At 70.5% G+C, this 24,324-nt stretch carries 26 protein-coding genes, 1 pseudogene and 1 riboswitch; of the genes and pseudogenes, 14 read left to right on the top strand and 13 right to left on the bottom strand.

The window, feature by feature from the left end:
* The first annotated feature begins 38 nt into the window (after positions 1–38).
* Both QF037_RS26075 and QF037_RS26070 read left to right on the top strand, forming a co-directional pair.
* Entirely contained in the window at positions 39–686 is a 648-nt protein-coding gene (locus QF037_RS26075; protein ID WP_307029139.1) for an HD domain-containing protein, read from the top strand.
* Positions 687–712: 26 nt separating this feature from the next.
* Complete coding sequence (locus tag QF037_RS26070) at positions 713–1,780, top strand: GNAT family N-acetyltransferase (protein WP_307029137.1); 1,068 nt, start codon at positions 713–715, stop codon at positions 1,778–1,780.
* Between the two features lie 7 nt (positions 1,781–1,787).
* Here the strand turns inward: QF037_RS26070 and QF037_RS26065 are convergent, their stop codons facing one another.
* Entirely contained in the window at positions 1,788–2,066 is a 279-nt protein-coding gene (locus QF037_RS26065) for a DUF4031 domain-containing protein (protein WP_307029135.1), read from the bottom strand.
* Entirely contained in the window at positions 2,063–2,458 is a 396-nt protein-coding gene (locus tag QF037_RS26060) for a hypothetical protein (RefSeq protein ID WP_307029134.1), read from the bottom strand. The genes QF037_RS26065 and QF037_RS26060 overlap by 4 nt, the downstream gene beginning before the upstream one ends.
* A 55-nt stretch (positions 2,459–2,513) precedes the next feature.
* Between QF037_RS26060 and QF037_RS26055 the strand changes: the two genes are divergently transcribed.
* The 3 genes and pseudogenes from QF037_RS26055 to QF037_RS26045 all read left to right on the top strand — a co-directional run.
* Positions 2,514–3,437: a MurR/RpiR family transcriptional regulator gene (locus QF037_RS26055; RefSeq protein WP_307029132.1), complete on the top strand. Its 924-nt coding sequence runs from the start codon at positions 2,514–2,516 to the stop codon at positions 3,435–3,437.
* Between the two features lie 45 nt (positions 3,438–3,482).
* Positions 3,483–4,418 carry an N-acetylmuramic acid 6-phosphate etherase gene (gene murQ, locus QF037_RS26050; RefSeq protein WP_307029130.1) on the top strand — a complete coding sequence of 312 codons (936 nt, stop codon included), beginning with the start codon at positions 3,483–3,485 and terminating at the stop codon, positions 4,416–4,418.
* A 16-nt stretch (positions 4,419–4,434) separates the two neighbouring features.
* Positions 4,435–4,535: pseudogene (locus QF037_RS26045) on the top strand (PTS transporter subunit EIIB); the annotation flags it as partial.
* Positions 4,536–4,635: 100 nt separating this feature from the next.
* Here QF037_RS26045 and QF037_RS26040 read toward each other — a convergent pair.
* Both QF037_RS26040 and QF037_RS26035 read right to left on the bottom strand, forming a co-directional pair.
* Entirely contained in the window at positions 4,636–5,289 is a 654-nt protein-coding gene (locus QF037_RS26040) for a class I SAM-dependent methyltransferase (RefSeq protein ID WP_307029126.1), read from the bottom strand.
* Between the two features lie 8 nt (positions 5,290–5,297).
* Positions 5,298–5,690, bottom strand: a complete 393-nt coding sequence (locus QF037_RS26035; RefSeq protein WP_307029124.1) for a hypothetical protein — start codon at positions 5,688–5,690, stop codon at positions 5,298–5,300.
* 116 nt (positions 5,691–5,806) lie between these two features.
* On the opposite strand from QF037_RS26035, the gene QF037_RS26030 reads away from it, so the two are divergent.
* The 5 genes from QF037_RS26030 to QF037_RS26010 all read left to right on the top strand — a co-directional run bounded on the left by QF037_RS26030 (position 5,807) and on the right by QF037_RS26010 (position 9,531).
* On the top strand, positions 5,807–6,646 hold the full coding sequence (locus tag QF037_RS26030) for a helix-turn-helix domain-containing protein (protein ID WP_307029122.1): 840 nt from the start codon (positions 5,807–5,809) through the stop codon (positions 6,644–6,646).
* On the top strand, positions 6,630–6,887 hold the full coding sequence (locus QF037_RS26025; RefSeq protein ID WP_307029121.1) for a DUF397 domain-containing protein: 258 nt from the start codon (positions 6,630–6,632) through the stop codon (positions 6,885–6,887). The genes QF037_RS26030 and QF037_RS26025 overlap by 17 nt, the downstream gene beginning before the upstream one ends.
* Entirely contained in the window at positions 6,884–7,855 is a 972-nt protein-coding gene (locus QF037_RS26020) for an ankyrin repeat domain-containing protein (protein WP_307029119.1), read from the top strand. The genes QF037_RS26025 and QF037_RS26020 overlap by 4 nt, the downstream gene beginning before the upstream one ends.
* A gap of 410 nt (positions 7,856–8,265) precedes the next feature.
* Positions 8,266–8,946, top strand: a complete 681-nt coding sequence (locus QF037_RS26015) for a Uma2 family endonuclease (RefSeq protein ID WP_307029117.1) — start codon at positions 8,266–8,268, stop codon at positions 8,944–8,946.
* Positions 8,947–8,964: 18 nt separating this feature from the next.
* Entirely contained in the window at positions 8,965–9,531 is a 567-nt protein-coding gene (locus QF037_RS26010; protein WP_307029114.1) for a hypothetical protein, read from the top strand.
* A gap of 335 nt (positions 9,532–9,866) precedes the next feature.
* Here the strand turns inward: QF037_RS26010 and QF037_RS26005 are convergent, their stop codons facing one another.
* The 6 genes from QF037_RS26005 to thrC form a co-directional block, all read right to left on the bottom strand.
* Positions 9,867–10,727: a metallophosphoesterase gene (locus tag QF037_RS26005; RefSeq protein ID WP_307029112.1), complete on the bottom strand. Its 861-nt coding sequence runs from the start codon at positions 10,725–10,727 to the stop codon at positions 9,867–9,869.
* A 131-nt stretch (positions 10,728–10,858) separates the two neighbouring features.
* Positions 10,859–12,034, bottom strand: a complete 1,176-nt coding sequence (locus QF037_RS26000) for an NADH:flavin oxidoreductase (protein ID WP_307029110.1) — start codon at positions 12,032–12,034, stop codon at positions 10,859–10,861.
* Positions 12,035–12,209: 175 nt separating this feature from the next.
* Positions 12,210–13,832, bottom strand: coding sequence for a chaperonin GroEL (gene groL, locus QF037_RS25995; protein WP_307029108.1), 1,623 nt, complete (start codon positions 13,830–13,832; stop codon positions 12,210–12,212).
* Positions 13,833–14,198: 366 nt separating this feature from the next.
* The gene (locus tag QF037_RS25990) at positions 14,199–14,405 is read right to left on the bottom strand and encodes a cold-shock protein (protein WP_007493268.1); all 207 of its coding nucleotides are present in this window, start codon (positions 14,403–14,405) and stop codon (positions 14,199–14,201) included.
* A 441-nt stretch (positions 14,406–14,846) separates the two neighbouring features.
* Positions 14,847–15,122, bottom strand: a complete 276-nt coding sequence (locus tag QF037_RS25985; RefSeq protein ID WP_119103018.1) for a MoaD/ThiS family protein — start codon at positions 15,120–15,122, stop codon at positions 14,847–14,849.
* Between the two features lie 30 nt (positions 15,123–15,152).
* Complete coding sequence (gene thrC / locus QF037_RS25980) at positions 15,153–16,436, bottom strand: threonine synthase (protein WP_307029106.1); 1,284 nt, start codon at positions 16,434–16,436, stop codon at positions 15,153–15,155.
* A gap of 18 nt (positions 16,437–16,454) precedes the next feature.
* Positions 16,455–16,595, bottom strand: a riboswitch (SAM riboswitch).
* 165 nt (positions 16,596–16,760) lie between these two features.
* Between thrC and QF037_RS25975 the strand changes: the two genes are divergently transcribed.
* Both QF037_RS25975 and QF037_RS25970 read left to right on the top strand, forming a co-directional pair.
* On the top strand, positions 16,761–17,705 hold the full coding sequence (locus QF037_RS25975; protein ID WP_307029104.1) for a glucosyl-3-phosphoglycerate synthase: 945 nt from the start codon (positions 16,761–16,763) through the stop codon (positions 17,703–17,705).
* Positions 17,706–17,789: 84 nt separating this feature from the next.
* Complete coding sequence (locus QF037_RS25970; protein ID WP_307029101.1) at positions 17,790–19,250, top strand: alpha,alpha-trehalose-phosphate synthase (UDP-forming); 1,461 nt, start codon at positions 17,790–17,792, stop codon at positions 19,248–19,250.
* On the opposite strand, the gene otsB is transcribed toward QF037_RS25970, so the two are convergent.
* From otsB to QF037_RS25955, 3 genes are all read right to left on the bottom strand, one after another.
* Positions 19,238–20,098, bottom strand: coding sequence for a trehalose-phosphatase (otsB, locus tag QF037_RS25965; RefSeq protein WP_307029099.1), 861 nt, complete (start codon positions 20,096–20,098; stop codon positions 19,238–19,240). The genes QF037_RS25970 and otsB overlap by 13 nt on opposite strands.
* Positions 20,099–20,370: 272 nt before the next feature.
* Positions 20,371–20,607: a DUF3263 domain-containing protein gene (locus QF037_RS25960; protein ID WP_046258826.1), complete on the bottom strand. Its 237-nt coding sequence runs from the start codon at positions 20,605–20,607 to the stop codon at positions 20,371–20,373.
* 33 nt (positions 20,608–20,640) lie between these two features.
* On the bottom strand, positions 20,641–21,909 hold the full coding sequence (locus QF037_RS25955) for an extracellular solute-binding protein (protein WP_444972132.1): 1,269 nt from the start codon (positions 21,907–21,909) through the stop codon (positions 20,641–20,643).
* Between the two features lie 110 nt (positions 21,910–22,019).
* Between QF037_RS25955 and QF037_RS25950 the strand changes: the two genes are divergently transcribed.
* Positions 22,020–22,964, top strand: coding sequence for an ROK family protein (locus tag QF037_RS25950; RefSeq protein ID WP_307029095.1), 945 nt, complete (start codon positions 22,020–22,022; stop codon positions 22,962–22,964).
* Positions 22,964–24,202: an N-acetylglucosamine-6-phosphate deacetylase gene (gene nagA, locus QF037_RS25945; protein WP_307029094.1), complete on the top strand. Its 1,239-nt coding sequence runs from the start codon at positions 22,964–22,966 to the stop codon at positions 24,200–24,202. Before QF037_RS25950 ends, nagA begins: the two co-directional genes overlap by 1 nt.
* The last annotated feature ends 122 nt before the right edge of the window (positions 24,203–24,324 follow it).

The raw sequence follows: 24,324 nt of genomic DNA, 5'->3' as shown, positions 1-24,324 counted from the left end.
CCCGGCCGCGCAGGGGACGGGCGGGAGAGAATGGACCCATGGCCGATCTCGACGCCCTGCGCACCCGTTTCGTCCACGCCCTGGAAACAGCCAGGGGCGCCGGATCCACCGGACCCGACCCCGCCCCGTACGCCGACGACCTCCTCGCCCGCTGGCAGGAGCCGCAGCGGCGGTACCACACGCTCGCGCACCTCACCGCGGTCCTCGACCACATCGACGTACTGGAGAAGTACGCCGAGGACCCGGACGTGGTCCGGCTCGCGGCCTGGTTCCACGACGCGGTGTATCTGCCCGAGCGCTCGGAGAACGAGGAGCGGTCGGCCCGGATCGCCGAACGCGCCCTGTCCGAGGCCGGTTTGCCGCCGACGCGGACCGCCGAGGTCGCCCGGCTCGTCCGTCTCACCGTCACCCACGACCCGGCCGACGGCGACCGCGACGGCCAGGTGCTGTGCGACGCGGACCTCGCGATCCTGGCGGCACCGCCGAGGACCTACGCCGCCTACACGGCCGCCGTACGTGAGGAGTACGGCTTCGTGCCGAGCGACGCCTTCCGCGCGGGCCGGGCCGCGGTGCTGCGGCAACTCCTGGAGCTGCCGCGGCTGTTCAGGACGCCGTACGGACAGGCGGAGTGGGAGGCCACGGCCCGCTACAACCTCGCCGCGGAGCTGGAAATGCTGTCGCCCTGACGGGTCCGGCCGCTTAGCCTGCCCGCATGACCGACATGGGTGGGGAACGCGTGACCGAGGCCGTCGAGAGCGCCGTGGCGCTGCTGCGGACGGCGGTGGACCGGGACTGGGAGGGGGTGCCGGCCGGCCGGGTGGAGTGGAGCTGCCGGACGACGGCGACACACATCGCGGAGGATCTCATCGCGTACGCGGGGCAGTTGGCGGGCCGGGCGAAGGACGCCTACGTGCCCTTCGAGATCACCCTCGAAGAGGGCACCGACAACGCCGGCGTCATCCAGGTCATCGAGACGACCGGCGCGCTCTTCGCGACCACCCTGCGCACCACCCCGCGCGAGGTCCGCGCCTTCCACCCCTACCCCTTCCGCAGCGCGGGGCGCGAGGGCTTCGCCGCGATGGGCATCGCCGAGGCGCTGCTGCACGCGCACGACATCGCGGAGGGCCTGGGACTGGCGTACGAGCCGCCCGCGCATCTCCCCGAGTACGTCCTGACGCGGATCTTCCCGCACGTCCAGCCCGGCCCCGACCACTGGCGCACCCTGCTGTGGGCCACCGGTCGCGGGGACCTGCCCGGGCGTGCCCCGGTCACCGCGTGGCGCTGGAACAACAACCTCGTCCTCGACACGGACCGGCTCACCCTGGAGGGCGTCTCGCCGGCCGCCGCCGCCGACCTGGCCGCGGGGGGTTCCGGCGGGTTCGACTGGGTCGTGGGCGGGCCGTTCCAGGGGACGCGGGAGGCGGCCGGGATGGTACTGAAGGCGTATGAAGCGGGCGTGCACCGGCCGGAGTTCGGCCTGTTCGTCCTCGTGCGCCGGGAGGACGACCTCGCGATCGGCGGCATGGGCTTCCACGGCGCGCCCGACGAGGAGGGCCGAGTGGAGATCGGCTACGACCTCGTGGAGGGGGCCCGCGGCAGGGGGTATGCGACGGAGGCGCTGCGCGAGCTGGCGCGGTGGTCGCTGGCGCGGGACGACGTGAACACCCTTTTCGCGACGGTCGAGCGGGCCAACGTGCCCTCCCAAGGGGTGGTCTCCCGCGCGGGGTTCACCAGGGCGAGCGAGGACGCGGAGGTCCTCGCCTACGAACTGGGCCGCTGAGTCCCGGTCACGAACCGGACTGCGGTGCCCGCCCCTTGGGCCTGCGCAGACCCGACGCCGTCAGCAGCCGTACCACCTCACGGCTGCTGACCTCCACGGCCCCGGCTGCCACGACGTCGGCGTACCGGTGCGAGGGGATGTCGTAGTGGTCCCGCTCGAAGGCCCGCCGCGGAACGCCCAACCCGTCGGCGAACGTGTGCAGTTCGTCGTAGGACACATCGCTCACGAGGTGCGACCACATGCGGCCGTGCCCGGGCCAGTCGGGCGGGTCGATGTAGACGGTCACGAGGACGCCGCCCCGCCCGTCGCGGGACGCAGCGAGCCCACCGCGGCGACCTTCACCCCCGCCTGGTGACACACCCAGTGCGGATCGGGCCCCAGTTCCGGCTCGACGTCGAGGGCATGCGGATCGCCCGCCTCGCACACCGGGCACAGCGGCCACCGTCCGTACCGCTCCAGCAGCGCGTCCTGGACGTCCTGCGCGATCAGCCCGGCCACGAACTCCACCCCGTCCGGCCACTGCTCCACCCACCAGCGCCGCTGTACGACGGAGTCCTCGACCAGCGACACGACGTCCGCCTCGGCGACCTCGCCCGCGACCAGATCGGCGAGCACGAGGGCGCGTGCCGCGTGCAACGCCTGCTCCAGGGGGCTGATGGGGTGGCCGGAGGGATCCATGCACCCATTGTGCGCACTCTTGACCGCAACACCGAGCCGAAAATATCTTTCATGGGTGACCCAGGAAGTGAAGGAAATTTTCGGGAGCGGTTCGGGAGGCGCACCGCCGGCCCCCGCCGCGCTCGCCGCCAAGGTGCGCACCCTCGCCCCTTCCATGACCCGCTCCATGCAGCGCGTCGCCGAGGCGGTCGCCGGCGACCCCGCGGGCTGCGCGGCCCTCACGGTCACCGGCCTCGCCGAACTCACCGGCACCAGCGAGGCGACGGTCGTGCGCACCGCCCGCATTCTCGGCTACCCGGGCTACCGCGACCTGCGCCTCGCCCTCGCCGGCCTCGCCGCCCAGCAGCAGTCGGGGCGCGCGCCCGCGATCACGACGGACATCGCGGTGGACGATCCCCTCGCGGACGTCGTCGCCAAACTCGCCTACGACGAGCAGCAGACCCTCGCGGACACCGCGGCCGGTCTCGACACGGTCCAGCTGGCCGCGGCGGTGACGGCGGCCGCGACCGCCCGCCGCATCGACGTGTACGGCGTCGGCGCCTCCGGTCTCGTCGCCCAGGACCTCACCCAGAAACTGCTGCGCATAGGCCTCATAGCCCACGCCCACAACGACCCCCACCTCGCCGTGACCAACGCGGTGCAGTTGCGGGCGGGCGACGTGGCGATCGCGATCACGCACTCGGGCGCCACGGGCGATGTCATCGAGCCACTGCGGGCCGCCTTCGAGCACGGGGCGACGACGGTGGCGATCACGGGCCGGCCGAACAGCCCGGTCACGCAGTACGCCGACCACGTACTGACGACGTCGACGGCGCGCGAGAGTGAACTGCGGCCCGCGGCCATGTCGTCACGGACCAGCCAGCTGCTGGTGGTGGACTGTCTGTTCGTGGGGGTGGCGCAGAGGACCTACGAGACCGCGGCTCCCGCGCTCGCCGCGTCGTACGAGGCATTGGCACATCGACACCGCGGTAAGCCATAAGCCGTAGGCACGCCATCGGATCGCCACCTGAAAGAGCCACCCCCCATGACTTCCACCTCCCGCCCCCGGGCCGTCCGCGCCGAGTTGGAGACCCTGACCACCGAGGCCTTCCGCCCCGAGCTGGCCGAGATCGACCGGCTCCCCACCCTCGACATCGCGCGGCTGATGAACGCGGAGGACGCCACCGTGGCCGCCGCCGTCGCCGCGGGACTGCCCGCCATCGCCGCCGCCATCGAGGACATCGCCGCCCGGATGAGCCGCGGCGGCCGTCTCGTCTACGCCGGTGCCGGTACCGCGGGGCGCCTCGGTGTGCTGGACGCCTCCGAGTGCCCGCCCACCTTCAACACCGACCCCGCGCAGGTCGTCGGCCTCATCGCGGGCGGCCCCGAGGCCATGGTCACCTCGGTCGAGGGCGCCGAGGACTCCAGGGAGCTGGCGCGGGCGGACCTCGACGCACTGGAGCTGCGGGCCTCCGACACGGTGGTCGGAGTCTCGGCCTCCGGCCGCACCCCGTACGCGGTCGGCGCCGTGGAACACGCGCGCGCCCGGGGCGCGTTGACGGTCGGCCTGTCCTGCAACGCGCACAGCGCGCTGGCGGCCGCCGCCGACCACGGCATCGAGATCGTCGTGGGACCGGAGCTGCTCACCGGCTCCACCCGTCTCAAGGCCGGCACCGCCCAGAAGCTGGTCCTCAACATGCTCTCGACGATCACGATGATCCGCCTGGGCAAGACGTACGGGAACCTCATGGTCGACGTACGCGCCTCCAACGAGAAACTGCGCGCCCGCTCCCACCGGATCGTCGCCCTGGCCACCGGCGCGACGGACGAGGAGATCGAGCGGGCCCTGGCGGCCACCGGCGGCGAGGTGAAGAACGCCGTCCTGACGCTCCTCACCGGCGTGGACGGCCCCACGGCCGGCCGCCTTCTGGAGGAGTCCGGCGGCCATCTGCGCGCCGCGCTGGCGGCGGCGGGCGGCTGACCAGCACGCTCGGTGCGTGAACACCTCCTGCGACACCGCCGCGGCGATCCTCCCCCTCGTGGCGGCCCCGGGAACATCACCTCCGTCGCCCACTGCGTGACGCGCCTCCGCCTGGGATGACAATTGGTGGATCTGCTTCACCCAGGCCTACAGCCACCTGCGCTTTTACGGCCCGCCAGTGGAACAGACTCACCCGTTGCGCCCGCACCCCGAGTCCTCATGCACGCCAGACGAGTGTGTACCGCCAGAAGAGCCGCCGCCGGATCCGGGCGCCGGGAAGGATGCGGCGGGCTTCGCGAACGATCTCGGCGAACGTAGCTCCCGGAACCCGGGTGACGGCGGTCATGGAAACCGGCCGGGACGCCGTACGGCCCCTGTTCTTGACCCAGCCCGTGGCGGCGTTGAGAGGAATGGACACAGAGCCGAGCAGACGCTCGACGAGGGTCTCTTCACGGGCGAGCCCGATCACGACCAGGGTGCCGCCGGCGGCGAGCCGCTGCCGGAAGGCGGCGAGGGTCTCACTGAGGGGGAGGTGGTGGAGTACGGCGGCACAGGTGATGACGTCGTACGGACCTGGGGGCAGCCGGTCGGACGCGTCGGTGACGGCGAAGGTGACGGGGGCTCTCGGCGGGGTCGACTCCCGTGCCCGCTGCACGATCTCCCGGTCCGAGTCGATCCCGTGCACCTCCCTCGCGCGCGATGCGAGCAACCGGGCCAGGTCACCGCTCCCGCACCCGACATCCAGGGCGCGATCGAAACGTCGGGGCAGCCGCCGTAGGAGCCAAGGGTGGTAGTGGGCGTTGTGGTCCCAGGGGTGGGCGGAGTTGAAGCGTTCCAGGGCTTCGAGGACCCGAGGGGTGAGGATCTGCATGGGCCCAGTCAACAGGGCAGCCGGCCCTGCCTGTTGATCCCGCGCACCCGCGCCCGCAGCACCTCCTCCTGCGGCGCGGACCCCACCGACCCCGGCGGACAGTCCCACTCCCGGCCGCCGCCGACGGGGCGCAACCGCACCACACCGCCCACATGTCCCACGACCTCGCCGATCCGCCCGTCCCGGCCGTCGAGCACGTACGTCCCGACGGCCGGCTCCTCCCCTCGCAGCACCGACGCCAGCCGTTCCGCCGTACGGACATTGCAGCGGCCGAGCTCCACGAGGGCGAAGGGTTCGCCGGTGGCGGCGGTCACGGGGTCCACACACAGGGACGGCAGCACGACCCCGGCGCCCACGAGCGCCTCCTGCAGGGACGCCACGATTTCCTCGGTCGACCGCACGCTTGCCTCCACTTGCACGCTGAGTTTGCAATTCGCAACACAGCGTGTCCGTCAGGCCTCTAGCCTGGCTATACGGGACGCCCCAACAATCTCCGTTGGTGGACAGGGAGTCGCACATGTCGGGACCGAAGGACCTCGATCCGTCGTCGTCGCCGCGCGCGCTGCTGGGTGCGGAGTTACGGCACTCGAGAGAGAAGGCGGGGCTCAGCCAGGAGGAACTGGGCCAACGGCTGTTCGTGAGCGGGTCGTTCATCGGGCAGCTGGAGGCGGGGACGCGGCGGATGCAGCCGGATTACGCGCGGCTGCTGGATGAGGTGCTGGGGACGGGGGGCTTCTTCCAGCGGAACTGCGGGGCGGCGGCCAAGTCGAAGTATCCGGAGCACTTCGCGGAGGCTGCGGAGGCGGAGGCTCAGGCCACGGCGATCAGGCAGTACGCGCCGCTCTTGATCCCAGGACTCCTTCAGACACCTGCGTATGCACGGGCCGTGATCCGCGCGTACGACCCGACGACACCGAAGGAAACCGTCGACAAATGGGTGCACGGCCGACTGGAGCGGATCCGGCTGCTCGACAACCCAACAAAGCCGGTGTTGTGGGTGGTACTTGACGAGGCGGCGCTGCGCCGGGAGACCGGCGGCCGGGCGGTCATGGAGGAGGCCCTGCGCCACATCGCGGGTCTGGCCCGCCGGAACCGGGCCATCGTGCAGGTACTGCCGCTAAGTGCGGGAGCGCACTCGGCGATGCAGGGCGCCCTGAAGCTGATGGAGCTCGAGGACGCGCCTCCACTGGTCTACTTCGAGGGGGTCGGCATCGGGCGTCTGGAGGACGACCCGGCCACGGTCGCCCAACTGAGGTTCATGTTCGATCTCCTCGTGGCCTCTGCGCTCTCGCAGGAGAAGTCCCTGGCCCTGATCGACGCGTTGGCGCAGGATTACGCCCATGAGGAACATCCCTGACTACGACCTGAACACGGCCGCCTGGCACAAGTCCAGCTACAGCCAGGGTGGCAGCGACTGCCTGGAAGTCGCCCGCTGGCGCAAGTCCACGTACAGCGGCGGTGACGGCGGCGACTGCCTCGAAGTAGCCGACGGCCACCCCACCACCGTCCCCGTCCGCGACTCCAAGAACCCCCACGGCCCGAAGCTCGCGTTCCGGGCGTCGAGTTGGACCGCCTTCATCGAGGGCATGAAGGCGTGACTGCTCGGGGTGGCGGCTGGACCGGCATGGACTACCGGGGCTGGCAGGACTACGACGACGTACGGCGGCGTCTCGACGCGGGTGCCGATCCCGAGCGTTGGGGGGTGGGCGGGTCACGTCCCCTGCACCGAGCGGCGCTGTCCGGTTCACCGGAGGTCGTCGCGGAACTGGCCCGGCGGGTCGCGGACGTCGACGCGCTGGAGAACGGCACGACGGCGTTGTGGGACGCGGTGGTGTCGGACCGTACGGACAACGCCCGCACCCTGGCCGCCGCCGGCGCCGACCCCTGGCGGACCGGCTTCGGCGGCTGGTCCCCGGGCAGACTCAGCCTCGCCGGACCGGACCCGGACCTGTTCCGCCCGCTGCCGGAGGGCGTCCCCGAACTGACCCCGGCGGAACGGGCGGTGGCCGACGAGGCCCGACGTCTTCACGAGGCACTCGGCACCCTCGACCACGACGGCTACAGCCTGGCCTGCGTGGCCGGAATCGACGCAGAGGAGGCGATCCGCCGTCTGTCGGCGACACCGGCGGACCCGGAGCGGACAGCCGAGATCCTGGAGGACCCGTACGACTACGACGTGGACGAGATCCTCCACCTCGTCGGCGTCACGACGGTGCCGGGCGGCTGCATCCTCACCCAGCCCTGGGGCTACGCCCTGAGCCGCCCGGGCGTAGAGAAGCTCCTCTCCCCCGGCACGGTCTGCTACGGCCTCTATGCCAACCCCAAGAGCGGCAACCAGGGCAGCGTCTACCGCGACGCCACGAACGAGGGCTGGGACCTCCACCCGGGCGGCGGCCCGTACGAGGAGGACACCCCGGAAGAGACCCTGTTCTCGTACGTCCACCACTACAGCGCGGTCACCTTCTCGATCGCGTACGTGGGACTGCGCCCGACAGACGCCAGGGCCGTGACGGGCCCGCCGGACGCGTGGGTGGAGTTGCCGGAGAGGGACTACTGGGCGATGTGAGGGCTCCGAAGGCTTTCCGAAGCTCAAGTCCTCAGCCCCGAGCCCTCTTTTCAAGGAATCGGTCTTCCCGTCCCCGTCCACAGCCCGGCCGCCCTGGTCCACAACCGCCTGACCAGCAAACTCCCACCGGAACGGCCCGCTCCACGTCCGGCCCTTCGGATCCTGGAGTGCGCGGAGTGCGGGGTCCTGGGCCATCCGGAGGCGCTGCCGGGCGGCGTGTGCGGCGGTTGTCGGGGCGAACGCGCCTCCGCACGCCCCACCGCGCTCCCGCCCGCCCCGGTGATCCACGCCCGCGCGGCGGAGATCCGCGCTGCCATGTTCCTGAAGCGACAAGAGAGGACACTCGTATGACCGCTCCTACGGTCCGCCGACACCACCCCGGGACACGATGGGAGGAAGGAGGCGACGCCATGACCCCTGACACCACTGAACGCCCGCAGATGTCCGTCGAGGACTTCGACGAACTCGTCCGCAGGGCCCCGAGGGAGCTGAAGAACCGGCTGGAGTTCCTCGGCGGAAGGCTCTGCATCCGGCATGGCCCGCTCGACGTCGACGAATTCGAGGAGCTGGCCGCCGTAGCTCCGGAAACCGTGCGGCTCGAGTACATCAACGGAAAGGTAGTAGTCAAGGCCATGCCGGACGGCAACCACCGGTCGATCTTCATGTGGCTGCTGCGCCAGTGCATGCAGCACCGGCCGGATCTGGACCTCGTACCCGAATCGGGAGTCAAGGCCGAGGCCTACCGCAAAGGCCGTGCCCGCACGGACGGCACCCTCGTCCCTGTGGACCACTTCAAGGGAGACGGCGAGTGGTCCGACGCCGACGGCTCCCTCATGGCCGTAGAGATCACCTCCCACGACCGCGATACCGACCAACGCGACCGCGTCGACGAGCCCATCGGCTATGCCGAAGCCGACATCCCCGTCTATCTCCTCATCGACCGCGACAACAACACCATCACCGTCTACAGCGAACCGAAGGACGGCCGCTACCACCGGTCCCCGTCCTATCCCTGGGGCGCCACCGTCGAGATCCCCTCCCCCGTGAACGTCACCCTGGATACCGAGAAGCTCAAGGACTACACGGACTGATAGCACACACTGGTAACCATGAACCACGCCCAGCTCACCGCCCTGGGCCGAGCCCTGCGCCTTCTCGGCGAGCATGGCGAGGCCCTGACCGGCGACGCCCCGGACACCAAGCTGTACGAGGTCAAGGCCGACATCAAGCGGGCCCTGGACCTGCTGGACGACAGCACCAACGCCGCCGCTCCCAGCACCCGCTGCGCCGAACATCCCAACGGTCCGGTCGACGAGAACGCGCCTGACCTGTGTCTGCTGTGCGAGACCCGCCGCCGTACCGCCCGGCGCTCCCAGATCAACGGCCCCTCCGCACCGGCGCAGGCCGCCTCCGCCCCCTCCCGCTACGGCGTGCGCGAGGACCGCCCGCAGCCGCAGCAGCGCTGGCTGCCCGAGATGTGGAACGGGCAGGAGTGGCAGCTGTGCGGCACACCGAGGCGGGACCGAAGGGAGGCCGAGCTGTATCTCGCCGCCCAGCGGCGCGCCCCCCGGGCCGCCATGGCGTACCGGCTCGTCCATGAGTTCACCGACTACGAGGTGCTGCGGGTGTGGGGCACCCCCGTCAAAGTCGACATCGAGCCCCTCGGCAACCTGTAACCGGCGAAGGGCCCGCCACCTCCACGGTGACGGGCCCGACCGGCGCACCGGGTCTACGACTTGGCCGCGGCCTCGGCCCCCTCGGAGGCGTCCTGGGACACCGGCGCCGCCGTCTCCCCCGCCGGCTTCTGGCGCGGGATGAACGAGGCCACCGCGAACGCAGTGCCGCCCCGGCGCCCACCGCCAGGACCGGGTGTTGAGGCTGTTCGCCGCGGCCGTCTCCGAGGCGGGGACGGCGCCAGGCGGGGCCTCCGTAGCGATGCGCTGGTGATTGACCTAGGCAACTTTCGGTCAATACATTAAGTCAGTTGCTTGACTTAACCAAGAGCAGCAGGTCAGCCGTGGCGCTCCACGAAGGACCGGACCGTCCCCTCGTCCAGCTCGTAGACCGTCTCGTGGGCCCGGGGGTCGCGTGCGTGGAAGGTGTGGAAGAGCGGGCCGGCGGCTCCCCCGAGGACGATCAGGGAAGCGGAGGCGCCGCGCACCGCGCGCTCGGTCCCCGGCGCGGTCGTCAGGTCGATGCGGTTGACCACGCCGGGGGTGACCCACACCGGGACGGACTCCAGGAGGCCGCAGAGCTGGAGGTGGAAGTGGCCGGTGAGGATCACCTTGACGTCGGTGCCGCGGACCGCCGCCGCCAGGTCGGCGGGGTTGCGCAGACCGAAGAGCTGCTGGAGGGGGTTGTCCAGCGCGACGGGCGGGTGATGGAAGGCGAGGACCGTGCCGTTCGGGGACGGGGTCGCCAACACGCCCCGCAGCCAGTCGAGTTGGGCAGCGCCGAGCTGCCCGTGCACTTTCCCCGGCACCAGCGAGTCCAGCGTCACGAACCGCCACCCCGCCACCACGCTCACCGCGGCCCGCTCCCCCTCCGGGGACTCCAGCACCCGGCCGGGCTCGGGATGCCCGCTGCCCAGCACCTCGGCGAAGGCCTCGCGCTCGTCGTGATTGCCGGTCGTGTAGAAGACAGGCGCCCCGCCGAGCCTTTGCGCGAACTCCCCGAACATTTCCCTGACGGCCGTATACGCCTCCACCGTTCCGTCGTCGGCGAGGTCACCGGTGACGACGATCACGTCGACGCCCTGTACGTGCCGGAGTTCGGCGAGCATCAGACGCAGGGAGTCGTGGGCGTTGACGCCGTGCTTGTTGGGGGCGTCGGTGCGTTCGAGATGGGTGTCGGACAGATGAAGGATCCTCATCTCTCGCAAGCTAGCGCGAGTTGAGGGAGTGTTTCAGCCTGTCCGGCGTTTGAGGACGAGGCCCTTCGGGCCGATGGGGGTCTGGGGGCGCAGCCCCCAGGGACGTGCACCCCCACCGGCCCGCAGCAGACTCAGCTCAGCGAGCGCAGCGCCACCGCGTCGTAGGCCTTCAGCTCGTCCGTGCGGCCCGCCAGCACCTTCGCCGCCCACTCCGGGTCCTGGAGCAGCGCGCGGCCGACGGCGACGAGGTCGTACTCCTCGCGCTCGAGGCGGTCGAGGAGGTCGTCGATGCCGCGGAGCGGGGAGCCCTCGCCCATGAAGCCCTTGATGAAGTCGCCGTCGAGACCGACCGAGCCGACCGTGATGACCTGCTTGCCGGTGAGCTTCTTGGTCCAGCCGGCGAGGTTGAGGTCGGAGTCCGCGAACTCGGGGAGCCAGTAGCGGCGGGTGGAGGCGTGGAAGGCGTCGACACCGGCGGCGGCGAGCGGGCTCAGGATGGCCTCCAGCTCCTCCGGGGTCTCGGCGAGGCGGGCGTCGTAGGCCTCCTGCTTCCACTGCGAGTAGCGGAAGATGATCGGGAACTCCGCGGAGACCGTCTCCCGTACGGCCGCCACGATCTCGGCCGCGAACTTCGTGCGGGCGACGAGGTCACCGCCGTAGGCGTCGCTGCGGCGGTTGGTCCCCGACCACAGGAACTGGTCGACGAGATAGCCGTGGGCGCCGTGGATCTCCACACCGTCGAAGCCGATGCGCTCGGCGGCGGCCGCGGCCTCGGCGAAGGCGCCGATGACGTCGTCCAGGTCGCGCTGGGTCATCGTCACGCCGGTGGGCTCGTCGGCGCCGGGGCGCAGACCGGAGGGGCCGACGACGGGGGCGTCCGGGACGGGGCCCTTGCCCGGCGTACGGGTCATGCCGATGTGCCAGAGCTGCGGGACGATGGTGCCGCCCGCCGCGTGCACGTCCGCGGCGACCTTCGCCCAGCCGGCGAGCTGCTCCTCGCCGTGGAAGCGCGGGACGCGGGTGCTCTCCCCCGCCGACTCGTGGCCGACGTAGGTGCCCTCGGTGACGATCAGACCGACGCCCGCGGCCGCGCGGCGCGCGTAGTACGACGCCACGTCCGCGCCCGGGATGCCGCCCGGGGAGAAGTTGCGGGTCATCGGCGCCATGACGATGCGATTCGGGACGGTCAGGCCGTTGATCGTGATCGGCCGCGAGAGGACCTCGGCGGCGCGGGAGGCGGGGGCGGTCACGTGGGGGCACTCCTCGGGGACGGTCCGTCCGGCACCGGTACCGGTCGGTATGTGCATGCGCATGGGATACGCATGTAGGAGTCAACCACCTCGTTCGCCGCAGACATTCCGCGAGCCCTGTGATCCCGGACACGCGGGGCAAGGCCCGCACCTCGGCAAAAAGCCCGTGGGCGGCACCCCCTGTGCAGGGAGTGCCGCCCACGGTAAGGACGTTGATCAACCGTCAGGTCGATCAGAAGTCCATGTCACCGCCCGGCATGCCGCCACCGGCAGGCGCGGCGGCCTTCTCCGGCTTGTCGGCGATGACGGCCTCGGTGGTGAGGAAGAGCGCGGCGATGGACGCGGCGTTCTGCAGGGCAGAGCGCGTGACCTTCGCCGGGTCGATGATGCCCTCGGCGATCATGTCGACGTACTCACCGGTGGCCGCGTTGAGGCCCCAGCCCACGGTCAGGTTGCGGACCTTCTCGACCACGACGCCGCCCTCGAGACCACCGTTGACGGCGATCTGCTTGAGCGGGGCCTCCAGGGCGAGCTTCACGGCGTTGGCGCCGGTCGCCTCGTCACCCGTCAGCTCGAGCTTCTCGAACACCGCGGAGGCCTGGAGCAGGGCCACGCCACCACCGGCGACGATGCCCTCCTCGACGGCCGCCTTGGCGTTGCGCACGGCGTCCTCGATGCGGTGCTTGCGCTCCTTGAGCTCGACCTCGGTCGCGGCACCGGCCTTGATGACGGCGACGCCACCGGCGAGCTTGGCCAGGCGCTCCTGGAGCTTCTCGCGGTCGTAGTCCGAGTCGCTGTTCTCGATCTCGGCGCGGATCTGGTTGACCCGGCCCTGGACCTGGTCGGCGGAGCCGGCGCCGTCCACGATCGTGGTCTCGTCCTTGGTGATGACGACCTTGCGGGCGCGGCCCAGGAGGTCCAGGGTCGCGTTCTCCAGCTTGAGGCCGACCTCCTCGGAGATGACCTCGCCGCCGGTGAGGATGGCGATGTCGCCGAGCATGGCCTTGCGACGGTCACCGAAGCCCGGAGCCTTGACGGCGACGGACTTGAAGGTGCCGCGGATCTTGTTGACGACCAGGGTCGACAGGGCCTCGCCCTCGACGTCCTCGGCGATGATCAGCAGCGGCTTGCCCGACTGCATGACCTTCTCCAGGAGCGGGAGCAGGTCCTTGACGGAGCCGATCTTGGAGTTGGCGATGAGGATGTAGGGGTCGTCGAGCGACGCCTCCATCCGCTCCATGTCGGTGGCGAAGTACGCCGAGATGTAGCCCTTGTCGAAGCGCATACCCTCGGTGAGCTCGAGCTCCAGACCGAAGGTCTGGGACTCCTCGACGGTGATGACGCCTTCCTTGCCGACCTTGTCCATCGCCTCGGCGATGAGCTCGCCGATCTGGGTGTCGGCGGCGGAGATGGAGGCCGTCGAAGCGATCTGCTCCTTGGTCTCGACATCCTTCGCCTGCTCGAGCAGAGCACCGGAAACGGCCTCGACGGCCTTCTCGATACCGCGCTTGAGAGCCATCGGGTTGGCACCGGCGGCCACGTTGCGCAGACCCTCGCGCACCAGGGCCTGGGCCAGGACGGTCGCGGTCGTCGTGCCGTCGCCGGCTACGTCGTCCGTCTTCTTCGCGACTTCCTTGACCAGCTCGGCGCCGATCTTCTCGTACGGGTCCTCGAGCTCGATCTCCTTGGCGATGGAGACACCATCGTTGGTGATCGTGGGGGCGCCCCACTTCTTCTCGAGGACGACGTTGCGGCCCTTGGGGCCGAGCGTCACCTTGACGGCGTCCGCGAGCTGGTTCATGCCGCGCTCGAGGCCGCGCCGCGCCTCCTCGTCGAACGCGATGATCTTGGCCATGTGAAGTGGTCCCTCCAGGACTGGGGGTGATTCCTTCGGACCGCGCCCGCGCCCGCGACGGACGGCTCGCACACCTCGTGGTTCCTTGCCCCACCTGGCCTGCGGGCCTCACCGACCCGGTCCTTCTTGTCACTCTCACCTTCAGAGTGCTAACGCCAATGATTAGCACTCGACCCCTGCGAGTGCAAGCGCCTCTCCGGGATCGTCCAGGTCCCGCACGGGTTCCGGGCAGGTCCCGCACGGGCTCCGAGCAGGTGCCGGAGGGGGTCCGGGACATGCCGGAGGGCCCGTACCCATGACTCCCCATGGGGTACGAGCCCTCCGAAAAAGAACGAAGAACGACGCTGCAGTTACCCGGCGCGTGCTTCAGCCTGTCGCAAGGCGAACCATGTCCGCCTGCGGCCCCTTCTGGCCCTGCGAGATCTCGAAATCGACCCGCTGACCTTCCTCGAGGGTGCGGTAGCCGTCCATCTGAATCGCGCTGTAGTGGACGAATACATCCGCACCACCGTCGACCGCGATGAAGCCGTACCCCTTCTCCGCGTTGAACCACTTGACGGTGCCCTGAGCCATGCCTAACTCCCCTATTACTGGCCCTTGCACGGATCCACACTTCGCGGATCCGGGTCAGACCTCACCCCCCACGGATTGGGGGCGTGCGCCGGAACGCGTCGACCGCGGCTGAATGTATCTGTCCAACTGCCGTCTGCAACAGGTCAATCGGACGAGAATTCTGGACGCGAAGGGTCCGGAATGTAGTGAGAATTCGCCCGAATTGTGGGCAAGTCGGGCTCCACAAAAGGAGCAAAGTTCACAAAAGAACCGCACACTTTGGCTACTTCTCGCCGCATCCGGAGCAAGAACTCATATGCGGGTGGCATGAAGGGTGAAGCGGGTTCCCCAACTGTACCGCGCTCAACCATAGAGAATTGCCCCCTCCGCTTCTCTCACGGAGGGGGCAATTCGATGAACTCTTGGTAATCGGCCTTACCGAGGGTAACGACCGGGGCTCTGTCAGCCTCCGGCGACGGCCGGAATGATCGAGACTCCGGCCCCGTCCGGAGTGGCCGTTTCCAGGCCCTGCTCGAAGCGGACGTCGTCGTCGTTGACGTACACGTTGACGAAGCGGCGCAGCTTGCCCTGGTCGTCCAGAACGCGGGCCGCGATACCGGTGTGGTTCTTCTCGAGGTCGGCGATGACCTCGGCGAGGGTCGCGCCCTCGGCGGCGACCTCGGCCTGTCCGCCGGTGTAGGTGCGCAGGATGGTGGGGATGCGGACGTTGACGCTCACGGTTGAACCTCCGGTCGGGGTTGCGGGGGCCTAGACGAGGCCGGCCTCGCGGAACGAGTCGAGATTGGGGCGGATGGTCGCGGTGAGCCCCGTACCCGCCACCGCATCCAGAGTCTTCAGTCCGTCGCCCGTGTTCAGCACAACGGTGGTCAGTGTCGGGTCCAGCAGGCCGTTCTCGATCAGCTTCTTGGTGACACCGACCGTCACACCGCCCGCGGTCTCCGCGAAGATGCCTTCGGTCCGCGCCAGCAGCTTGATCGCGTCCACGACCTGCTCGTCGTTGACGTCCTCCACCGCACCGCCGGTACGGCGCGCGATGTCCAGGACGTACGGCCCGTCCGCCGGGTTGCCGATGGCGAGGGACTTGGCGATGGTGTTCGGCTTCTGCGGCCGCACCACGTCGTGGCCCGCCTTGTAGGCGACGGAGACCGGCGAGCAGCCCTCGGCCTGGGCGCCGAAGATCCGGTACGGCCTGTCCTCGACGAGCCCGAGCCTGATCAGCTCCTGGAGCCCCTTGTCGATCTTCGTGAGCTGCGAGCCGGAGGCGATCGGCACGACCAGCTGATCGGGGAGCCGCCAGCCGAGCTGCTCGCAGATCTCGTACGCCAGGGTCTTGGAGCCCTCGGCGTAGTAGGGCCGCAGGTTGACGTTGACGAAGCCCCAGCCCTCGCCGGCCGGGTCGCCGATCAGCTCGGAGCAGAAGCGGTTCACGTCGTCGTAGTTGCCCTCGATGCCGACGAGCTCGCCGCCGTAGATCGCGGCCATGACGATCTTGCCCTGCTCCAGGTCGTGCGGGATGAACACGCAGGACCGGAAGCCGGCGCGGGCGGCGGCGGCGCCGACGGCACCGGCCAGGTTGCCCGTGGAGGAGCAGGAGAGGGTCGTGAAGCCGAAGGCGCGCGCGGCCTCCAGGGCCTGGGCGACGACGCGGTCCTTGAAGGAGTGCGTCGGGTTGCCGGAGTCGTCCTTCACATACAGACCGCCGGTGACACCGAGTTCGCGGGCCAGGTTGTCGGCCTTGACGAGCTGGGTCCAGCCCGGGTTGATGTTGGGCTTGTCGGCCACGTCCGCGGGGACGGGCAGCAACGGCGCGTAGCGCCAGATGTTCGCGGGTCCCGCCTCGATCTGCTTACGGAGCTCTTCGGTGTCGTAGGCCGAGAAGTCATAGGCGATCTCGAGCGGGCCGAAACACTCCTCGCACGCGAAGACCGGGCCGAGGGGGACGCGGTGACCGCACTCGCGGCAGCTGAGCGCCGCGGCCGGGCCGAGGTCTACGGTGGTTTCGGTGGTGCTTGCAACAGTCTGCGCAGCCATGAGAGGCGAGGCCCTTTCTCCTCATCTTCCTCACGACGCATCTCGCCGTGAGACGGATTTGGCACCTTCCCGAGTCGGGAGCCTCACGCGCGTGAGAAACCGACTGGAGGGTTGCCGGGGCTTCATCGGGCCGTATCCCTCTGCCCCTCTGGATGAGCGGTATGAAGTTGTGTGAACGGCGGGCCACCCTCGACATGCGATGGTCATCCGCGTTGTTCAAGACTGTAACCGACGACCAGGACAGTTGAGATAGTCGTCCGGTCCGCGAGATGGATCACATGCTGATACGCATACTCGCCGAAGAACGCAGAGGAGCCGCGCACTGTGCTGAACGAAGTCGAGCGCTGGCTGGCCACCCGGTCCTGGTCCCTGACCGATCGCCCGCTCCACCAGCTCCTGGCCGCCAAGCAACGCACGAACCAGTCGGTCAGCGTCGTACTGCCCGCACTCAACGAGGAGGAGACGGTCGGTGACATCGTCTCCGTGATCCGTCACGACCTCATGCAGCAGGTCCCCCTCGTCGACGAGATAGTCGTCGTCGACTCGGGCTCCACCGACGGTACATCGCAGGTCGCCGCCGCGGCCGGGGCGACCGTCGTCCACCGCGACGACATCCTGCCCCGTCTCCCTGCCGTGCCCGGCAAGGGCGAGGTGCTGTGGCGCTCGCTGCTGGTGACCCGCGGTGACATCGTCTGCTTCATCGACGCCGACCTGAAGGAGTTCTCCTCCGACTTCGTCTCCGGGATCGTGGGCCCGCTGCTCACCGACCCCGGCGTCGACCTCGTCAAGGGCATGTACGACCGTCCGCTCGGCGGTGCGGCGGGCCAGGGCGGCCGGGTGACCGAGCTGATGGCGCGCCCGCTGCTGAACATGCACTGGCCCCAGCTGGCCGGCTTCGTCCAGCCGCTGGGCGGCGAGTACGCGGCCCGCCGCTCCCTGCTGGAACAGCTGCCGTTCCCGGTGGGCTACGGCGTCGAGCTCGGGATGCTGGTCGACGCGCTGCATCTGGTGGGCCTGGACGCGCTGGCCCAGGTCGACGTGGGCGTCCGCAAGCACCGCCACCAGGACGGGCAGGCCCTGGGCCGGATGTCCGCCGCGATCTACCGCACGGCCCAGCTGCGGCTGGCCCGCGGCCACCTCATCCGCCCCTCTCTCACCCAGTTCGAGCGGGGCGCGGACGGCTTCGAGCCGCGGACGTACTCGGTGGACACGGAGGAGCGGCCGCCGATGGTGGAGATCGTGGAGTACGCGTCCCGGAAGGTCGCCTGAGGAAGGCCGTATTACGGCGCCCACAAGCCCGTATACAGCGAACCGCACGTTTGAGCGTTTCCGGGTCGGGCTAAGTTGAGGCGTATGGCTTCCACGCAGTCTGACCAGGGTGCCCGGGTGCTCGTCGCGTCCAACCGCGGCCCGGTCTCGTACGAGGTGCAGGAGAACGGCTCGCTGTCCGCGAAGCGCGGTGGCGGCGGGCTGGTCTCCGGCCTCTCCGCGATCGGGTCGGACGCGGACTCGCTGTGGGTGTGCTCGGCACTCTCCGACGGCGACCGCGAGGCCGTGCGGCGCGGAATCGTAGGGGCGGGGCCGGAGGCCCCTCCGCAGAGGGGTGGTGGCGGGCGACGGGAGGGAGAGCAAGGCGTACGGATGCTCGACATCCCGGCGGACGTGCACGCGGACGCGTACAACGGCATCGCGAACTCGGCGCTGTGGTTCGTCCACCACATGCTGTACCAGACCCCGCTGGAGCCGGTCTTCGACGCGGAGTTCCGGCGCCAGTGGGCGTCGTACGAGACGTACAACCGCGCCTTCGCCGAAGCACTGGCCGAGGAGGCGGGGCAGGGCGCGGCGGTCGTGGTGCAGGACTACCACCTGACGCTGGTGCCCGGGATGCTGCGCGAGCTGCGCCCCGACCTCCGGATCGGCCACTTCTCGCACACTCCGTGGGCGCCCCCGGAGTACTTCCGGATGCTCCCGGACGACATCGCCGAACAGGTGCTGCGGGGCATGCTGGGCGCGGACCGGCTGGGGTTTTTGACCCGGCGGTGGGCGTCGGCGTTCGAGGCGTGCGCGGCGCAGCTCGTCGGTGGCCTCGGGGACACCCGGATCGGTGTGCACGGGCTCGGGGCGGACGCGGACTTCCTGCGCAAGCGCTCGCACGAGGCGGACGTGGACGAACGGCTGGCGGCGCTGCGGGCGGAGGTCGGCGAGGGCCGCAGGACGATCGTCCGGGTCGACCGGACCGAACTGTCCAAGAACATCGTCCGGGGCCTGCTGGCGTACCGGCAGCTGCTCGACGACCACCCCGAGTGGCGGGAGCGGGTCGTCCACGTGGCGTTCGCCTACCCATCGCGGCAGGACCTCGCGGTGTACCGGGAGTACACGGCGGAGGTCCAGCGGGTCGCGGAGGAGATCAACTCGGTGTACGGCACGCCCGGCTGGACGCCGGTCGTCCTGCATGTGAAGGACGACTTCGCGCGCTCGCTGGCGGCGTACCGGCTGGCCGACGTGGCGCTGGTGAACCCGATCCGGGACGGTATGAACCTGGTCGCGAAGGAGGTGCCGGTCGTGTCGGACGAAGGATGCGTGCTGGTGCTGTCGCGGGAGGCGGGGGCGTACGAGGAACTCGGCGAGGACGCGATCGTGGTCAACCCGTACGACGTGGTCGGTACGGCGGCAGCCCTGCACGAGGCCTTGACCCTGCCGGTGGAGGAGCGGGCCGCGCGGACCAAGAGGCTGGCCGCGGCGGCGACGGCGCTGCCGCCGGCCCAGTGGTTCCTGGACCAGCTGCACGCGCTCGACGCCGATCAGCCCAGCTGAGCGGCGAGCGCCCTCAGCAGCCCTACGACACCCTGCGGACCGTCGACGACGAGATCGGCCCGGTCCTTCAGCTCGGGAACCTCCTCGCTGCCGGCGCTGCACACCAGCAGGCCGGGCACGCCGTCGGAGCGGAGCTTGTCGACGGCGGAGTAGGCGGGGAGGTCGCCCAGGTCGTCGCCCGCGTACAGCACGGCCTCGGCGCCCAGTTCACGGACGTACTCCGTCAGGGCCACGCCCTTGTCCATGCCGGGCGGCCGCAGTTCCAGCACCAGCCGGCCGGGTTCGACGATGAGGCCGTGGCGGGTGGCGAGGTCGGTGAGGGGTGCGCGCAGTGCCTCGAAGGCGGCCTGGGGGTCTACGGCGCGGCGGGTGTGGACGGCGAGGGCGCGGCCCTTCTCCTCGATCCACGTGCCCTGCCAGGCGCCGATCCGATCGAGGAACCCGGGCAGCTCGGCGCGGGCGTGGGCGACGCCGGGGTGGGGCGGCGGGGCGGTGATGTCGCCGGTGGCGGCGTCCCAGCGTTCGGCGCCGTAGTGGCCGAGGACGACGAGGTGGTCGAGTCCCGGCGTCCCGTCGAACCCGCCGAGCCGTACGGCCACGCCGGGTGGGCGTCCGGTGATCACCGCGACGGAGGCGACCTTCGGGGCGAGTGCGGCGAGCGCGGCCGCGGCCTCCGGGTGCGCGCGGGCCTGCTCGGGGTCCGCCACGATCGGCGCGAGCGTCCCGTCGAAGTCGAACGCGACAACGGCTCTGCCGGGCCGGCTGACGATGGCGTCCAGTCCGTCCCGCCCGACCTGAGTGACCGGCGTCGGCATTGACTCGTCCATGACGTGCGTAGGGCTGCCCATACGCCGACCCTAATGTCTTCGCCCCCGCCGCCCCTACCCGTCCCGCCCCTGGGGGCTGCCGCCCCCAGACCCCCGCTTCGGCCCCGAAAGGGCCTCGTCCTCAAACGCCGGACGGGCTGAGTTGTACGGACCGGCGTCAGTGAATTCAGCCCCTCCGGCGTTTGAGGAGCGGGGGTCCAGGGGGCGGCGCCCCCTGGGAGCGGGGTCGAAGGGGCGGCATGCCCCTGGGGATGGGAACGGGTAGGGGCGGCGGGGGCGAGGAAACCCGAGGGTCACCTCTCCGATCTGCGGGAGTCCCTTACGCGGCGCAGGCGGTTCACCGTGACCGGGTCGAAGGCGAGGGCTCGTGGGTCGTCGAGCAGGGCGTTCAGGAGCTGGTAGTAGCGAACCGGCACCAGGCCCAGTTCCTCCCGTATCGCCCGCTCCTTCGCCCCCGGCCCGGCGAACCCCCGCCGCTCGAGGACGAGGATCGCCCGCTCCCGGGCCCCGAGCCCGTCCTGGTCGTCCATGCCCCGCACGGTAGCCGCCGCCACCGACAACGCCTACTCCCCGCTCTCCGCCCGCAACGCCGTCGACTGAAGCCCGGCGAGGACCGCCGTAGGGCTGCCGCCGGACACCACCGCGCCCCCGATCCGCTTCTTCACCGCCGCGCTCACCGTGGCCCAGGACGTCCGCCCGACCGGATACAGCTCGGACAGCGGAAGCTCCTCCAGGAACGGCCGCAGGTCCTTGTCCCGCGCGGCCGTGCTCATGACGTCGGACGCGGACGCGGTGACCGGCAGCAGGTCGTACTCGCGCGAGAAGGCGAGGACGTTCTTCTCGTCGTAGACGAAGTCGAGGAAGTCCCCGACCTGCTCGGCGTGGCCGTTCTGTTTGAAGGCCGTCATCCAGTCGGCGACCCCCATGGAGACCTTGGTCTGGCCGTCGACCCCGGGCATCGGCACCATGCCGAACTTCACGCCCTTCTTGGCGGCCATCTGCATCAGGGTGGGATGTCCGTTGAGCATCCCGACCTGCCCGTTCGCGAACGCGGCGAACGCGTCGGCCCGGTTCAGCTTCCCCGGCGCGACGGGCCCGGTCAGTCCCTTGCCGACGAGGTCGTCCTTGAGCCAGGTGAGGGTGGCGACGTTCTCGGCGGAGTCGATGCCGTACGACGTGCCGAGGTTCTCGGTGTAGCCGCCCCCGCCGCTCAGCAGCCACTGCATGGTCTCGGCCTGCGCCTCCTCCGACCCGAGCGGGAGGGCGTACGGGTACTTCACCCCGTCCGCCTTGAGCGCGGCGGCGTCCGCGGCGAGCTGGTCCCAGGTCTTGGGCGCGCTGAGGCCGGCCTCGGCGAAGAGGGTCTTGTTGTAGAAGAGCAGCCGGGTGGAGGCCGCGAACGGCATGCCGTACTGCGTCCCGTCCACCTCCCCCGCGGAGGCGAACTGCGCGGCGAAGTCGGCCTGCGTGGAGATGGAGAGCAGTTCGTCGGCCGAGTAGAGGAGGTCGTCGGCGGCGTAGTCGGCGTACGCGCCGATCTGCGCCATGTCGGGCGCGTCCCCGGCGGCGACCATCTCCTTGACCTTGCGGTCGACGTCGTTCCAGGAGTAGACGCTGACGTCGACCGTCACGTTCGGGTGCTTCTTCTCGTACTGCTCGACGAGCCCGTCCCAGTACTTCTGCGAGCTGTTGGCCTCGCTGTCTCCGTAGTCGGCGGCGACCAGCCTCAGCGTCACCTCGTCGGAGTCCGCCCCGGCTCCGCAGCCGCCGAGTACCGCCGTCATGCCCAGTGCGGACACCACCGCGATCGTTCCTGTCCTACGCCGCTGCACTGCCGAGAACCCCACATCGTGATCGTCGAAACTTTCGAAAGGTCAGACATAAGGTCTACACCACGTAAGTGGACTAGACCTCTCACGGGTCGCCGGGCCACACTACCCCCGTGAGACATGTCATCGCCCTCGATGTGGGCGGCACCGGAATGAAGGCCGCCCTCGTCGGCGCCTCCGGCGAGCTGCTCCACCAGGCCCGCCGGGCGACCGGCCGTGAGCGCGGCCCGGACGCGGTCGTCGAGGGCATCCTCGACTTCGCCGCCGAGCTGCGCGCGTACGGCGCCGAGCACCTCGGCGAGCCCGCGTCCGCCGCCGGCGTCGCCGTCCCCGGCATCGTCGACGCCGAGCACGGCATCGCCGCCTACGCCGCCAACCTCGGCTGGCGCGACGTACCGCTGCGCGCGCTGCTCACCCAAAGGCTCGCGGGCGTCCCCGTCGCCCTCGGCCACGACGTCCGCACCGGCGGTCTCGCCGAGGGCCGCATCGGCGCCGGCCGGGGCGCCGACCGCTTCCTCTTCGTCCCCCTGGGCACCGGCATCGCGGGCGCCATCGGCATCGCCGGCCGGGTGGAGGCGGGTGCGCACGGCTTCGCGGGCGAGATCGGCCACATCGTCGTACGCCCCGGCGGCACCCCCTGCCCCTGCGGCCAGCACGGCTGTCTGGAGCGGTACGCCTCCGCGGCGGCCGTCAGCGAGGCATGGGCCGCCGCCTGCGGGGACCCGGACGCGGACGCGGCGGACTGCGCGAAGGCGGTGCGCTCCGGGGACCCCCGAGCCGCACAGGTCTGGCAGAACGCGGTCGACGCCCTCGCCGACGGCCTGGTCACCGCCCTCACCCTCCTGGACCCCCGCACCCTGATCATCGGTGGCGGCCTGGCCGAGGCGGGGGAAACCTTGTTCACACCACTGCGGGACGCCGTCCGGCGGCGGATCACTTTCCAGAAGCTGCCGACGATCGTCCCGGCTGCCCTGGGCGACACGGCGGGTTGCCTGGGCGCAGGCCTGCTGGCCTGGGATCTCCTCGACACAACGGACCGTACGGAGGTAACCCCCTGATGGCAACGCCGCTAGGGGCTCGGGACAGCGCTGAATTTGCGGCTACCGCCGCGCGGGCGCGACCAGCCACGACGAGCCCGCACCCCGCGACGGACAAGTCCCCCCTCGTCCTGTCCGGCGCAACGGTCGTCCTCCCCACCGGAACCGTCACAGACGGCCGAGTGATCATCGACGGCGTCCGGATCGCCGGCAGCGCCCCGGACAACGCCCAGGTCATCGACGTCACCGGCTACACCCTGGTCCCCGGCTTCGTGGACCTCCACAACCACGGCGGCGGCGGTGCCTCGTTCACCTCGGGCGCCACCGATGACGTACTCCACGGCATCCACACCCACCGCCTCCACGGCACCACCACCCTCGTCGCCTCCACCGTCACCGGCGACATGGACTTCCTGGCCCAGCGGGCGGGCCTGCTGTCCGAGCTCGCCGAGCAGGGCGACATCGCCGGCATCCACTTCGAGGGCCCCTTCATCTCCCCCTGCCGCAAGGGCGCCCACTCCGAGGAACTGCTGCGCGACCCGGACCCGGCGGAGGTCCGCAAGCTGATCGACGCGGCGCGCGGCAAGGCCAAGATGGTCACCCTCGCCACCGAACTTCCCGGCGGCATCGACTCCGTACGCCTGCTCGCCGAACACGGCGTCATCGCGGCGATCGGCCACACGGACGCGACGTACGAGCAGACGGTGCAGGCGATCGACGCGGGCGCGACCGTCGCGACGCACCTGTTCAACGCGATGCCCACGCTCGGCCACCGCACCCCGGGCCCGATCGCCGCCCTCCTGGAGGACGAGCGCATCACGGTCGAGCTGATCAACGACGGCACCCACCTCCACCCGGCCGCCCTCCAGCTGGCGTTCCATCACGCGGGTGCGGACCGGGTCGCGTTCATCACGGACGCGATGGACGCGGCCGGTTTCGGCGACGGCCGCTACATGCTCGGCCCGCTGGAGGTCGAGGTCAGCGAGGGCGTGGCGCGGCTCGTGGAGGGCGGTTCGATCGCGGGCTCCACGCTCACCCAGGACCGCGCGTTCCAGCGGGCGGTGACGGTCGACCGGCTGTCCGTCGAGGACACCGTGGCGGCGCTGTCCGCCAACCCGGCCCGGCTGCTGGGGATGTACGACACGATCGGCTCGCTGGAGCCGGGCAAGTACGCCGACCTGGTACTTCTTGACCATCAATTCGCCCTCAAAGGCGTGATGCGACGCGGTGAATGGGTGGTCGATCCCCAACTGGGCTGATGTGTCCACCTGTTGAGGCGGCGGCCGTCCTGGGAGACTGGGAGGGCCGCCGTCCGTTTGGCGTGATCAGCTCTTCGGACGGACGGTGACAGCAAGCCCGTTCTGAATTTCTTTCCTCGGGG

The sequence above is a fragment of the Streptomyces canus genome (genome assembly GCF_030815415.1).
In the GTDB taxonomy this organism is placed as follows: Bacteria; Actinomycetota; Actinomycetes; order Streptomycetales; family Streptomycetaceae; genus Streptomyces; species Streptomyces canus_F.
Note: the sequence above shows the minus strand (reverse complement) of the source record. Positions and strands in the feature narration are given on the sequence as shown.